Source organism: Nostoc sp. DedQUE09, assembly GCF_034530915.1.
Taxonomy (GTDB): Bacteria; Cyanobacteriota; Cyanobacteriia; order Cyanobacteriales; family Nostocaceae; genus Nostoc.
This window is the reverse complement of sequence record NZ_JAVRCE010000046.1, coordinates 46934-61490: the sequence shown is the minus strand read 5'-3', so window position 1 is coordinate 61490 and position 14557 is coordinate 46934. Positions and strand designations below refer to the sequence as shown.

The window sequence follows — 14557 nt, the reverse complement described above, 5'->3', positions numbered from 1 at the left end:
CGACCACCCGAATTCAATATATTTATTGCATAAATTCTCAAAACCTCACCTGAAACCTGATTTACTAAGGTTTTAGCTTTAGTTTTACCCCACTCAACCATCACTGCGATTAAGTAGGTAATCTTTGGAATTTAAGAATAAATTCGGCTTGTGTGTACACGATAGCCTTTATAAAGGAAGGTTTAGGGTGAGGTAAAATCCCAGTTAATCAGCTATTTCAGACTTGTGTGTACACCGTAGCCGTATGTATTGGGGAGGGAACTAGATTTCTTGTTTCCCACCAATGCATTGGGGGGATTAAGGGGGGTAATTTGACTTGTGTATACACGGTAGCCGATGCCTTGGGGAGGGGAAGTTTTGGCTTTAGATCAAACTGGGCTGACGCGGATAGTGATGGTAAGCGAGTGGACTTAATATCAGGTAATTCACTTAAATTGACACCACTGAGCAATGCTGTGCCTCTACCCCCGGTCTATAATTCTGGAGAACTCCATCCCTTAATTTTCTCTGCATAGACGCTACAGTTTACCAACAAGCCTTTTAGAGTTGCAATGCGATTGAGATGAGAACTTGGAATGTTGCACAAGAGTCTATAACTTGTGTGTACACACGATCTGCTTGCCAGAAAAAGTCAGGTGGATATATTTTCTATACACAAAGATACTACTGTGAAAAAGTTTGCTACAAGTAGTGTTATTTACGATTGTCATAATTAAAACAATTGACTCTCAACTATCAATGGTGAACTCTACCCTCGTCGTCACACTCTATGTCAACCCTATGACAGGGAATGATAGCAATACTGGTTCACGGTTGAGTCCATTTAAAAGCCTCACCCGTGCTTTAAAAGTAACCAAAATCCTGACGATAATTCATCTGGAGCCGGGGACTTACAACGCCGCTAGTGGTGAGGTATTTCCACTGATCGTCTCTGGAGGAGTGACAGTGGTGGGTAATGAAGCTAACAAAGGTGCAGGAATTGTAATTTCCGGGAGTGGTGAGTATCAAAGTCCCAGTTTTGGTATACAAAATATTACGCTGCTCTTGGTAGATAATGCCAATCTTTTAGGTGTAACTGTCACTAATCCCTTAGCCAAAGGTGCTGGTATCTGGATTGAATCAGCTACGCCTACTTTAAGTAACAATACTTTGAGCAACTGTGGGCGGGAAGGTGTGTTTACCACTGGTACTGCCAAACCCGCAATTTTAGATAACATATTTTTGCAAAATACTGCTAGCGGGTTAGTCATGGCAGGTCATAGCCAGGGAGAAGTACTGCGGAATGTATTTCAAAGAAACCCTTTAGGCATAGCAATTAGTGACTTTGCCGTTCCGATGATCGCTAATAACAAATTATCAGAAAATCGCACGGCGATCGCACTTTCTCGTAATGCCCAACCTGTGCTACGTCAAAATCTGATTACTAACAATATCCAAGGTGGTTTATTAGTCAATGGCAATGCAGTCCCAGATTTAGGTAATAGCGAAGATCCAGGTGATAATATTTTTCGGGATCATAGTGAATTTGATTTATATAATGCCACTACAAAAAAGCTGATTTCCGTAGGTAATCAATTAAATCCTGCTCTAGTCAAGGGCTTGGTAGAATTACTCCCAACTAATCGAGTACACGCTTTGACACAATTCCCATCTTCCGAACTAGATGGACATTGGGCAGAACCATTTATTCAAGCATTAGTGAGCATGGATTTAACTCATGCTTTTGTTAATGGTAGCTACCAGCCAGATAAACCCATGACTCGCGCCCAATATGCAGCAATGGTGGCGATCGCTTTTAACCCATTTCCCAAAATCCCGGCACCTGATTTTACGGATGTACCCAAGGATTTTTGGGCTTATAGCGCTATCCAAATCGCGGCTAGCGGTGGCTTTGTTGGTGGATTTAGCGATCGCACTTTCCGCCCCGATCAAAGTGTGCAGCGGCTACAGGTGATTGTCTCCCTAGTCAACGGACTGGGACTACCAGCTGTTGATCGTGATGTTTTAGAAATATATAGCGATCGTCATACCATTCCCGACTACGCCCGGACAGCCGTTGCCACTGCCACACAACGGGGAATCGTTGTCAACTATCCAGATCCGAAAGTGCTTGCACCTTTACGTTTAGCAACACGCGCCGAAGTTGCAGCGATGGTTTATCAGGCATTAGTCGCCCTTGGGCGAACATCTGCGATTAAATCAGTCTATGTGGGGTTGCATTCTAGAAGTTGACAAGTAAAATAGGGAACACTTGCCTATCGGCTGACAACTCTTGGAAAAATCAACCATGTAGTTAAAAGCACGCTAGGCTAATATGCGATGGGTGACAAATCTTAGACCTATTGCCTAAAGCTAATAGCCCCATGTTAACAACACTTCCAGACACCTCTGCCAACTTGGCGATCGCCTTATTAATTAACTATAGTTTCGATCTCAGTGGGTATAGTGCCAATGAGCTAGTTGAGCGTTGGCAAACGCAATACCCCCTTAATTGGCTACACCTGGCAGTGATTGAGGCACTATATCAAGGTCGTTATAAAGCGGTTTCCGTGCAGCAAATTTTAGTATTTTGGCAGCGCCGGGATCAGGCTACATATCATTTCAACATGGAATTTGAACGGATGATTTGTAGCAAATTTCCCCAAAGCTTAACCTCATCGGCTGCGCCAGCTCTACCGCCAGCCAAGAGAAAACCCACTTTAGAGCAAGTGACGAGTCCTCAATTACCACCAGCTAAGATTCGCAATGGCTATGAACACAGCAATACAGCGACTCTCCAACTGAAAAGTTATGAACCAAAGACATCTTTGAGTGAAGCAGAAGGAAAGCAGGAAGATAGAGACAATAAAACTGTCTTGAAGTCTCCGCTTTCTGGGAAATTTACCTCTTCGGCAACCCTTGAGCGATTATCTGCTGTCAGCCAGAGGCAAACTTCACAAGAAAGCCCAGCGCCTTCCCCATCACAAAACCATCATCAACGACAGCCAAAACTGCTCCCACCTGCTCCTATTCATGCCCCAATCGGGCAATTTACTCCCGAAACAAGCGATCGCTCTGATTCTTTTACATCTAAACTCAAAGCTATGTCTAGCGAACATAACCCAGGTGTGGGGAGCAGGGGAGCAGAAGAACGGGGGAGCAGAGGAGCAGAAGAACGGGGGAGCAGAGGAGCAGGGGAGCAGAAGAGCGGGGGAGCAGGGGGAGAATGACAAATGACAAATGACATTTTATTCTGCAACTAACAGCTTAAAGCGCTCATCGTCGGCAATATCATCAAAATCGAGGTCAGTTGCTGCATCTTCTTTATACTTAGGATTAAGTTCAATTGCTTGTTGTAGAGTTAACAGAGATCGATCAACTTGTCTTTGCAGTGCGTAACAGGCTGCTTTGTTGTAATAGGCACTAGCATAATCTGGCTTAATTTCTAAGGCTTTGTTAAAACTGGCGATCGCTTCATCATCGCGTCCCAATCTTACCAATGTATAACCGTGTTTATCCCAGATTTTGGGAGAATTGGGTTGGAATTCTAGCGCTTTATCAAAGGAGACTATTGCTTCTTCGTATTGTTCTAATGCTACTAGAGAAAGACCGCGATTTAACCAGGCAATGGCATCATCAGGTTTGATTTGTGTAGCTTTATCAAATGAGGCAAAGGCTTGCTGATGCTGTTGTAAGTTCCCAAAAGCAACACCCTGATCGCACCAAGCTTGATGATAATCTGGCTGAATTGCAATCGCTTTATCATAAGATGCGATCGCATCTTGGTAGCGTTTCAACCTTCCCAGAGTTAAACCACGTTTTAACCAACTCACAGGTTCATCAGGTTGGATTTTCACTGCTTGGTTGTAAGCTGCGATCGCATCTTCATAACGCCTTTGAGAAAACAGATCGTCTCCCTGTTTTACATACTCATCAGCAGTGAATTCTGGTTGTTGTGGCTGTTCCTGTCTTTCTTGCTCAACTTCAGAATTAACTACTTCTAGAATCGATTCCGGCGTAATTTCAGTTAGTTCTTGAAGAATCAGATCCTTTCTTTCTTGGGCATCCAATTGTAACTCAGAAAGTTGAGAAACAAACTCAGTTTCTAATCTTTCTAATTTCTCTAAAATGAGAATTTTTTGTTGTTGAGCATTCCATTGTAATTCCGAGAACTGCGAACTAAACTCAGAGCCAGATTTTTCTAAATTCTCAATGATTAGCTCTTTGGATTTTTGAGCATCAACTTGTAATTCAGATAATTGCAATTTAAATTCTGACTGCAATACTTCTAAACTTGCAATAATTTTATTTTTTTGTTCTTGAGCATCTACCTGTAGTTCAGATAATTGAGATTTAAGTTCCCGCTCAAATATACCTAAACTGTCAACGGCAATCTCTTTTTGCTTTTGAGCATCAACCTGTAATTCGGATAACTTTTCTACAAATTCTGACTGTGATTTTGTTAAACTTTCAAAAATTATATCTTTTTGTTGTTGAGCATCAGACTGCCATCCAGAAAGTTGAGATATGAACTCAAACTTTGATATTTCTAAATCAGCAACGGCTAGCTCTTGCTGTTGTTGCACACCTAACTTTAACTTAGACAGTTCTTCTGCGATCGCAGATGCTAATTTTCCTAAATTCTCCAGTGCTATATCTTTTTGTTGTTGAGCATCAAACTCCAACTTAGATAACCCCGAAGCAAATTTTGATTCTAAATTTTCTATATTTTCTTGAGATTTTTTTAGTTCCGCTTCTAATCTACTTAATACCTGCGCTTTAGCTAAATCTAGATCGGATATCAGAATAGATACATTTTCTTGTTCATTTTTAATTTTTTGTTGTAAAGCAGTTGCTTCCTGTTCTAACTCAGAATTTATTGTTTTTGCATCTTGAATAATATTTTCAGCTTCTTGTTTAACGGTGGTTAGCTGATTTTGTAATTGTTCCATTCTCTGGACTTGTTGCATTGCCCTATCAACAATTTCTCGGATTATCACCCGGCGTAACAGCCATAACAAAGCAATGACTGCGACTGGAAAGAGACTTAGTATAACTAGCCAAATATCGAGTAATATAGTTGTGTGGCTAAAAGTGCTTTTCAAATCAGATTGAACTTGCTGTTGAATTCGTTTTTCTGCTCGTAGTCGTACTAATTCTTCCCGTTCTGAATTCGATAACACCGGAGTTGGAGTTAATGCTGGGTTGGGTGATGGTGCAGATTGTCCACTGGCGATTCCAATGGATAACAATAAGGGTAAAAATACAGTAGTGCTTTTTCCAATTAAAGCGAAAACAGCTTGATTTTTGCTCTGCATAACAACCATCTGAGTCTGTTGGTCAGTTTTTGAAGCGACGCGCCTCTCTCCAATCTATAACAGAATTAAGTGGTTAAATGTTGTAGAGGCAGTGTAAAATTCTGAGCAATCCTTAACTAATCCGTTTCCTCGTCCTAAGTGTACGTACAACTTTAGTCGGAGAGTACAGTCAAGTTTGTGACATTTTTTGGTGATGTACTACTATAACATTACTACGTTGTGAATACTGCTAAAGATGGTGAAAGTCAAGCAGTAAAAATAATAATTTATCAACCAGTGAAAGACAAAATGCGAAAGCATCGACGCTTTCTTAGACCATCCACTGAAGAAGGTTCGGGCTGTGTTTTTACAGATAAGAGGGTGTTGAAACTGGAAGTTCTAGCTGTATGGGAAGTGTCATGTGTGGTTACTTCGCATTAACATTAGATTAGACTTCTTGGCATTTGTCGGGAAAAGGGAAAGAGGGAAAGGGGAAAAGGGGAAAAGTTCTGTATTGTCCGCTTTCCCTTTAACCTTTACCCTTTTCCCCCTCTGGCAAAAAGCACTTTTGCAAGAGGTCTATTATCTATGGTCAGTAGACTACTTGTTCTCAAATTAACTTAACAAAGGCGGTAGAAAATGGGTCGCATAAATCCTTACACACTGCAATTGCAGATTACCCGAATGTTTGAGCAAGGGCAATCATTTTTTGCCACAACCAAGGTACAGGAATGGTTGAAAGAACGTAAACATAATCCAGAAGATTATGATATTATTTTCCATAAAAAACCTGCACCTCCTGGTTCCAAAGAAGTGATGGTTGTGGAAATTGAATTACGCCGCAAAGATGGACAACCTGTAGATCCGTGGTTGCAGGAACAAGCAAATCTCCATGCCTGATTTTCGCAACTATAGCAGTCCTAAATCAGATGTGAAAACTTCTTTTTCTTTTCTTGCCATTTCGCAGAAAAAGTGGTTTGTTCATTTTCACAACTTAGATAGGATTGCTATATGTGAGGCTTACGCCTACGCCCCAACTTAAAATATAATCTGCTGTAAATATTGAAATAAGTTTACACAAAATTTATATATATCTAATAACCTTAAAGATTTAACAAAGATCATCTTTTGTTGGTTATTTCTTAACCTATGTACATTGGTTAAAAGTTTATTTAAGTGAAATTACAGAATTATTCATTTTTTAGTTTCGGAGCTTTTTTTGATGAAATTAGCTAAAGATATTAGCATGGCGGCTTTTGCTGTTGCTATCTCGGTTGCTGCTGTTGTTAAACCGACGCAAGCTGCCTTAGTTAATTATGATTTCACCGTAAATGCAACATCTGGCGATCGCCCCGGTCAGTATTTTGGCTCTTTTCGGTATGATGACTCGACCTTAACCAATACAGGTCTTGAGACATTGGGAGTGGAGAATGGATTAGCAGTGGCATTCAACTACTTAGGCACTAACTATACAGAGGTAGATGATACTGATTTTAACAGTTTTCCTATAGCCAGTTTTAATAATGGCAAAATTCTGGGATTAAGCTATTTTGTTGCAGACCAATTTGCGATCGGAGGCGATCCCAATACTCCAGATGTAGGAGGCAACAAATTTTTTGTGATTAACCAATCAGTAAATGCAACACAAGTAGGTACTGTAAGCTACGCTAAAGTACCCGAACCGTTAGCTCTTGGTGGTACGACTTTTGCTGCTGTTATGGGATTGTGGATGCAACGCAAGAAGAGAGCAACAAAAGTTATGGGTTCATAGCTACAAGTAAGTCACCTTATCCTTAACCCTAAACATGGGCAAGAATAAGGTGATTTAAAAAAGTATTTAAAATACTTCGCTAAATTACAGCAGTTTTCATTTATTTGAACCACACCTGTCATAGGGGCGCAAGGTCTTGGTGTCAACTTAAGCCAAAAACTATATCGGACAGACGTTTTGCAAATCCCTCACGCCCTCATCCCCTAACCCCTTCTCCAAGGGAGAAGGGGAATTGAAATGTCTAGCTCCCCTCTCACGGATGGGAGAGAGGGCAAAACGTTGTCACCAAGCGGGTTTAGCGTTAAGTTGACACGAATGGGCTTTGTGCGTGGCCTATTTACCTGAAAATAGCTGTAATCTGTTCCTATAGCCTTTAAAGACCACCAATAACGCCACCATCATTACGGGTAATTACTACTACTGATGAACGTGGGCGACCAGATGGGCCATAGCCTTGACTGTTAGGCCAATTGCTCGATAGCGTGGGATTCGAGGCATTCCCACTATCACCTGGGTGTTGGATGTTGATAAACATCGCTTTGCCATCGGGTGTACTAGTAATACCAGTTACCTCACAATCCGTAGGGCTGGTTAAGAAGCGCCTAACTTGTTTGGTGTTGGGGTCAGCACACGACATAGTGTTGCTACCGATGTTTGTCAAGTCACCACGACCATCACCTGCGTGGTCAGTCTGAACCCAGAGGTGGCCGAAGTCGTCGAACCAGAGACCATCTGGTGAACTTAAATCGTCACCTTTAATGTTGCCTTTGAGATTTGCTTCGGGTCTAGTTTTGTCGCCAGCTTCAAAGAAAATATCCCATTTAAAAGTTGTAGCTGTAACGCTGCGTCCATCTTCGCGCCAGCGAATGATATGACCGTAACGGTTGTCAGGACGTGGGTTGGGAGGATTCACAGGAGGACGCGCACCGCCTGCTGCTGTTGTGCCGTCTGGTTGGTTGGAGGAAACTGGGGTTGTGCCACGACGAGTATTATTGGTCAGCGTGCAATAGACTTCAATCTCTTTATATCCACCAATCCGAGGACGCACAGCTACCCACTCTGGGCGATCCATCATGGTTGCGCCGACGCGATCGCCAGCTTGTCTTGTCTTGATAAGCACCTCAGCTTGGCTTCTGAAACCATTTTCTGGTGTCAAACCACGCTGACCGTACACCAAAGGAATCCACTCACCAGTACCGTTGTCATTGAATTTGGCAACGTATAGAACACCGTTATCGAGCAAATCGCGGTTAGCAGAACGATTTCCGGGATTGAAAGGTTGGGCACAAACGAACTTGTAGATATACTCGTTGCGCTCGTCGTCACCCTGATAGAAAGCAACACGCTTATTGTCGTCAACCACAACCTGAGCGCTCTCATGCTTAAACCGACCAAGGGCAGTGCGCTTGACTGGTTTGCTTTGCGGATTGTAGGGATCAATCTCAACCACCCAACCAAATAAATGGGGTTCAAGTGGGTTGCTGCTGGCATCAAAGCGTGGATCAACCTCCGGCCAACGATAGCTAGATGATGTTGAAATGCCGTAGCGATTTTGTGCTGCCAGAATATCGGACTTTTCGATGCCCTCAATAGCAACTACATCTCCTGTAGGATTAGCAAAGTAGCCGTTCCAGTTCTCTTCACAAGTCAAGTAAGTGCCCCAAGGTGTGTAACCGTTGGCGCAGTTGTTGATTGTGCCATAAGCAGTGTAGCCGTCGTTGAGTGTGCCAGTGTCAACAGAGCCAGTTGGCCGAATTGAAAACTTCTTCGACTTTAACAAGGCATCGCCAGCCGCAGGCCCCGAAACTCTGATTTCAGTGTTAGCGGTAATGCGGCGACCATAAGACGAATTACGATTAAAACTCCAGTCATTGCCATTTTTAGAAATTTCTACAACAGACACACCATGAGCAGCCTGAGACTTCCGTACCTTGGCAATTGTGACTACATCCAGACCATCTGGATGCAAAATTGATTCCTGGGTATATTCATGGTTGACGCACAGTAGACCAGTATTGATTGGCTTATTTACAAAGCCTCTAAGTGATCTTGTTTGTGAACTTACTGTCCGACCAACAACATTCCCTGGTTGTAAAGGAAAGTAGTACATACCGTCATTGTGCATACCAAACTGCTTTTCTTGAGCAGCCGCATCTTGAGAAGCATCTGGTAGCCAAGTCGGGCCACCAGGTGCGATCGGATCTCCCCAAGCAATCAGTACTTTAGCTGTATAACCTTCAGGAACACTGACAAGATCCTTTTCCAGCAGTCCAGTAGCTGGGTTAAGTAGATTTGGTGGAACGCTCTTGAAGCCTATGCCAGCAAATCCCTTTCCCTTGGGAATTGGGGCTGCATCAACACTTTGGAGAAAGCCACCGATGGAAACATCGCCCAGAACAGTTACCACCGACGTACCCACAGCCGTCATGATGAACCGCCGCCGACTCAAGCTAACGCGGTCAATCACATCACGAATTGACTCGTTACCAGATGGGTTGAGGGTCAAATTGTTTTTAGGGTGAGAGCGTCCTTTCATTCTTTGTTCTCCGTTTAAGGCTTACGAGGTTGCTATTCAATTCATCTCTCAATAACATGAGTAATTTGGTAAATAAAAACTTTATATATTTACAACAATTACTTAGATTTTTATTGAGATTTGACACATATTTAACAGCTAATAAATAGCAATGAATAACAAATTAAGACTGTCTAATTCTGCTTACACAGACTAAAGTAGTCATGTTTCCCTTAATTTAGTTACTAAGTATTAACATCAGGTTATATATTGATTAATTCGAATTTATCAATAACTTTTTTTAATAAGAATATGTTTTCGATAATAGAAGAAGAATTCAGAGTCACGGGTCTGAATCTCCGACTGATTGAAGACCAGCAAACTTTCAATTTGGTAGGGGTTTTATACCAATTCCCAATTCACAATTCGCAATGGGCTAACGCCCCGTTCCGCTAACGCGATTAAAAAACTTAGAGATACTTGCCTTTCAGGGTTTACATCTGTTTCATAATTTTAGTGAATAGGTATTACAGCTATTTTCAGGTAGATAGACCACGCAGTAGGGGCGCAAGGTCTTGTGCCCCTAAGACAGGTGTGGTTCAAATATATGAAAACTGCTGTAAACCGAATTATTCAGACATTGGTAGACTTGCTCTAAGGGTTCGTGCTATACGCTTTTGCGGTCATAATTCAGAATGAATTGTGTTTGATAAATACAGATGGCTATCTGAGACTAAATTTCGACAAACAATAACTGTAAAATTGGTAATAACACAAACATTAAAATTAAGGTCTTCGGCATCAATAAACAGTCTTTATCCTACAAAAAAAGTTATTAAAAATAATGTAAGATATGAGTCAAAGCTGATATATTACCACAGATATAATAACCGCTTACGAATAAATTTTTAGGCGGGCAATGGTGCTAATTGAGAGTGTTATAAAATATCAGCTTAAATAAACTTACTGCGAGAATTTTTCGGGCGGATACCAATTACAGATGGTCGGGGAATACCTGTAGCTTGCTCCTTACCACCATCATTTTTTGAGATATTACTCGGCCAACTACTGCCACGAGGTAAACTCCGAGTTTGATTAAATGTACTACCATTCAAATCTAGTAATTCAATGCTGCGACTCAGCATTGTGCCATCGTTAATTGGACAATCTTCACCAGGATGTTGTACTGAAATAATCAGTGTATTTCCAACAAAACTTGGCCCAGTCATCTCACAACGCACTGGCCCATGAGCAAATGGTATTACCTGTCCGGCATTTGCACCACTGGTCGGGATATAAAATAGCCAGTTATTACCGAAAACTCCGGTAAAATCAGAAACATTACCACTAACTGTATGATCGATTTTGGTTTGCTTACCTTCAGCACCTACATTAAAACCATTGTGAGTGCCGGTAGACATATCTGTGACACCCCAAACATTTCTCTGATTGTCAAAAACTAGATTATCAACGTTGGCAAAACCAGCACCATTAACTGAACCGGCTTCGCCGCCTTGGGCAAATCTCTGCCACCGGAAGGTTAAACCTGTGGCATCAGCACTATCTTCAATAATTTTGTACAGTCCTCCTGATTGCTGAGTCGCCTTGGTATCTGTACTTAACTTGGCAACTTGAAAAATCCGCGAATCAGGATAACCATCGCTTCCCGGCGCACCATCAGTATAGGCAATAAAGACTTCTTTGGTGGTTGGATGCACTTCTATATCTTCTGGACGCGCTGTGGGAGTTCCCCCGACTAAATTTGCAGCTAAAAAGGCGTCACTCAGAACAGCACCTTGGCTAGAGTAGAAGTCAGAGAGTTTCTTATTTTGATAATCAGGTAGTGCTTTTGCTTCGTTAGTGCGATCGCATTTAAATGTACCACCATCTTTGGTTTCACCTGCAATCCCATTGCGTCTCGGTAGTGGTAAAAGACCTTCTTTTTGTACTTTCTGCAAGGCAGCAAATTCTACGGAAGATAGAACTGTCGGCGTAATTGGATTGGTAGCGGTAGTTAAAAGTAACGGTATCCATTTACCTGTACCGTCTGGATTGTAACGGGCAACATACAAAGTTCCCTTTTCCCATAAGCTACTGTTCGTTTTACTGGTAGGTGAAGAAATAGTGTTTGCGCTGACAAATTTCCAAGTGTGTCCCCCCCGTCTGTCATCACCCAAATAAGCAACCAATTTTTTGCCTTTTTCAACACGCAAAGCAACATTTTCATGGCGAAAACGACCCAACGAAGTATGTTTGCGGGGACGAAATTTCGGATTTTTGGGGTCAATTTCGACAATCCAGCCGTATTTTTCGCCAACTAATCCAAAAGTTTTGCCGATAGTTTTTTCTGTATAGTCTGTCTGAGTACCATTAGCTTTGACTCCTTCTGTAACGCTATTTTGGAAGTTTTCTTCCGCAGATAAAATCGTTCCCCAAGGAGTTTTACCGCCAGAACAGTTGAAAGCTGTACCAATAATTTTGTTGCCCAATTCATCAGAGGAGAGATTAAAAACTTGGCTTGCAGCTGGGCCAGTTCCGATTAAATAATTTTTGTCACCTTTTTGGTGGTTGCGACTTCCCCAAGCTGTGATACTTTTGTAGTCATCATTGCGTTGGCTATTGATACCCAACCCAGATAAGCCATGAATGCGGCGATTTTTGGCATCTTTGACTACAGCAAAACGTTTATTCTTATTCTGGCGAGAGATACGAACAATTGAGCCGCCTTGATTATATAAAAATTCCCCTTCAACTTCAATATTTCTGCTGGAGGGTAAAGCCCAACCAATTACGTTTTCAAATGCATCGGGTAGTCCTTTCAGATCGGATGAATCTTCTACTACTAAACTAGAAAATGGAAAACTAATGTATTCATGATTCACCCATAAATACCCGACATTATCAGTTTTACCAAGGGGAATAAACCCAGTAAAATCGTTGTTGTAACCGAAATAATCATCTTTGTTGGGAAAGACGCGATCGCCCCAGCTGACAATTACATAACGTTCGTACTCTGGCGGCACTATCACATCATCAATAACGTTGTAGTTATCTAACTTAATATCGGCAGATGCATTAAATATTTTTCCCTGAGCAATTCCTGTTGGTAAGAAATTTTTCTGTTGTTGATAAATTGGTAGAGGATGTGGTAAGCGTACAGGTGTAAAGCTGATACTGGCGGTTTTTTCATTTGCGCCACTAGCAAAACTATTTAGAAGTTTGTCTCCCAAAATAGCAGCACCAGCACTACCAGCAAGAAATATTAAAAGTTCTCTCCGACTTAATTTAGACATTCAACTTTCCTCTGGTGCAATCTAAAAATTTAGTATAAATAAACTCTAATTTGTGAGATTTTTTGGAATTTTAAATAATTAACAAACTATTAATAATAAAAGGATGATTATTTGATTATTTACTCTAGTTGATAATGATTAAGCTGAGGTTATAAGTTAATTAACTAAAAATTATCACCTCTGACTATTTCCTTAGCTCAAATCAAGTAAGGAACAGTGTCAGCGCCCCATCTGTCCTATCCTGGAGATGGATAAATCAATAGTGTTGTGGGTGAGACTGTGTTTTTCAGCATTGTGATACCGACTTATAATCGTCAACCGATTTTAGAAAAGTGCCTCCGCGCCTTGGAGTTGCAGGAGTTGAATCAGCCAACGGTTACTGATTACGAGATTGTCTTGGTAGATGATGGTTCTACTGATGGCACATTGGAGTGGTTAGCAGCACACAAAAAAGAGTTTCCCCATGTGCGCTGGTTTCAGCAAGATCATGCTGGGCCAGCTGCGGCTCGGAATTTGGGGGTAGAACAGGCACAGGGAGACACAATTATCTTTATTGATAGCGATTTAGTAGTGCTGAAAAATTTCCTGCAAGCTCATGCTGATGCGTTAGTGCAGGGTCAAGAGAAATTGGGGAGCGATCGCTTTTTCACTTACGGTGCAGTTATTAATACTTGCAATTTCCACAACCCAACGGCTGAACCCTACAAAGTCACAGATTTTTCAGCCGCTTTTTTTGCTACGGGAAATGTAGCAATTCCCAAACATTGGTTAGATAAAGCCGGACTTTTTGATACTAGTTTTCAACTCTATGGCTGGGAAGATTTAGAATTAGGTGTGCGGCTAAAAAAACTAGGTTTGACACTAATTAAATGTCCAGAAGCCGTAGGATATCACTGGCATCCAGCATTTAACTTAGAGCAAATTCCCCGATTAATTGACCAAGAAATTCAACGCGGACGAATGGGAGTTTTGTTTTATCAAAAGCATCCCACATGGGAAGTGCGAATGATGATTCAAATGACTTGGTTGCATCGCTTACTTTGGGGAATTTTGTCACTTAACGGTGTGTTAAACGAACGGACAATGGCTCCGTTATTGCAATGGCTAATTAACTTAGGTAAACCTCAATTAGCTTTAGAAATTGCCCGAATTTTCCTCAACTGGTATAACGTGAAGGGTGTTTATCAAGCCTATGCCGAAATACAGCAAGCATCGTGATTTAAACACCTTTGGTAAGTACCACCATGTAATCAACCGTGTAAAGATGCAGGATGTCGTGTAATGGGGGGAAGACGACATAGAGTAAAAGCGCAGACGCTCAGGTACGTTTGCTACGTGTTTGATAATACTTTAACCCACGGACTCCGCCCCAAATCCCACCTAGAATGGTTCCAGTTTGAACACAAAATAACCAAACAGTAATTAAATATCCTGCCATTATTCCCTGACTTAGACCACTCAGGTTAGGATTTGAGAAACTTGGGTCAGTTTTAAGCGTCCATTTATACCACAGCCAACCAAGAAAAAAACCAGCACTAGAACCAAGTAAGGCAACAATAAATGAGCGCAAAAATGTTAATAAACTGCACTTAAAATTTTTCAAACGCACTGTGGCGATCGCAAAAAATATCGCTCCTATCAGTGCTGCTATTGTTACTGTCGATAGAATTAATCTTACTATTGTATTGGACATTCCTCAATT

9 protein-coding genes are annotated in these 14557 nt (G+C 41.5%); 5 read left to right on the top strand and 4 right to left on the bottom strand.

What is annotated here, in order from left to right:
• Positions 1–738 precede the first annotated feature (738 nt).
• Both RMY27_RS24630 and RMY27_RS24625 read left to right on the top strand, forming a co-directional pair.
• Positions 739–2232: a DUF1565 domain-containing protein gene (locus RMY27_RS24630; RefSeq protein WP_322667506.1), complete on the top strand. Its 1494-nt coding sequence runs from the start codon at positions 739–741 to the stop codon at positions 2230–2232.
• A gap of 131 nt (positions 2233–2363) precedes the next feature.
• On the top strand, positions 2364–3209 hold the full coding sequence (locus RMY27_RS24625) for a hypothetical protein (protein WP_322667505.1): 846 nt from the start codon (positions 2364–2366) through the stop codon (positions 3207–3209).
• A gap of 18 nt (positions 3210–3227) precedes the next feature.
• Here the strand turns inward: RMY27_RS24625 and RMY27_RS24620 are convergent, their stop codons facing one another.
• On the bottom strand, positions 3228–5297 hold the full coding sequence (locus RMY27_RS24620) for a tetratricopeptide repeat protein (protein ID WP_322667504.1): 2070 nt from the start codon (positions 5295–5297) through the stop codon (positions 3228–3230).
• Between the two features lie 618 nt (positions 5298–5915).
• Between RMY27_RS24620 and RMY27_RS24615 the strand changes: the two genes are divergently transcribed.
• Together RMY27_RS24615 and RMY27_RS24610 are read left to right on the top strand one after the other, a co-directional pair.
• Entirely contained in the window at positions 5916–6176 is a 261-nt protein-coding gene (locus RMY27_RS24615) for a hypothetical protein (protein ID WP_194043036.1), read from the top strand.
• Between the two features lie 322 nt (positions 6177–6498).
• Positions 6499–7047, top strand: a complete 549-nt coding sequence (locus RMY27_RS24610) for a PEP-CTERM sorting domain-containing protein (protein WP_322667503.1) — start codon at positions 6499–6501, stop codon at positions 7045–7047.
• A gap of 373 nt (positions 7048–7420) precedes the next feature.
• Here RMY27_RS24610 and RMY27_RS24605 read toward each other — a convergent pair whose 3' ends face one another.
• Positions 7421–9583 (bottom strand): PhoX family phosphatase, encoded by a 2163-nt coding sequence (locus RMY27_RS24605; protein ID WP_322667502.1) that lies wholly within the window; start codon positions 9581–9583, stop codon positions 7421–7423.
• 932 nt (positions 9584–10515) lie between these two features.
• Positions 10516–12855, bottom strand: coding sequence for a PhoX family phosphatase (locus RMY27_RS24600; RefSeq protein ID WP_322667501.1), 2340 nt, complete (start codon positions 12853–12855; stop codon positions 10516–10518).
• Between the two features lie 267 nt (positions 12856–13122).
• On the opposite strand from RMY27_RS24600, the gene RMY27_RS24595 reads away from it, so the two are divergent.
• Positions 13123–14073 (top strand): glycosyltransferase family 2 protein, encoded by a 951-nt coding sequence (locus RMY27_RS24595; RefSeq protein ID WP_322667500.1) that lies wholly within the window; start codon positions 13123–13125, stop codon positions 14071–14073.
• 100 nt (positions 14074–14173) lie between these two features.
• Here the strand turns inward: RMY27_RS24595 and RMY27_RS24590 are convergent, their stop codons facing one another.
• On the bottom strand, positions 14174–14548 hold the full coding sequence (locus tag RMY27_RS24590) for a hypothetical protein (protein ID WP_322667499.1): 375 nt from the start codon (positions 14546–14548) through the stop codon (positions 14174–14176).
• Positions 14549–14557: the final 9 nt, after the last annotated feature.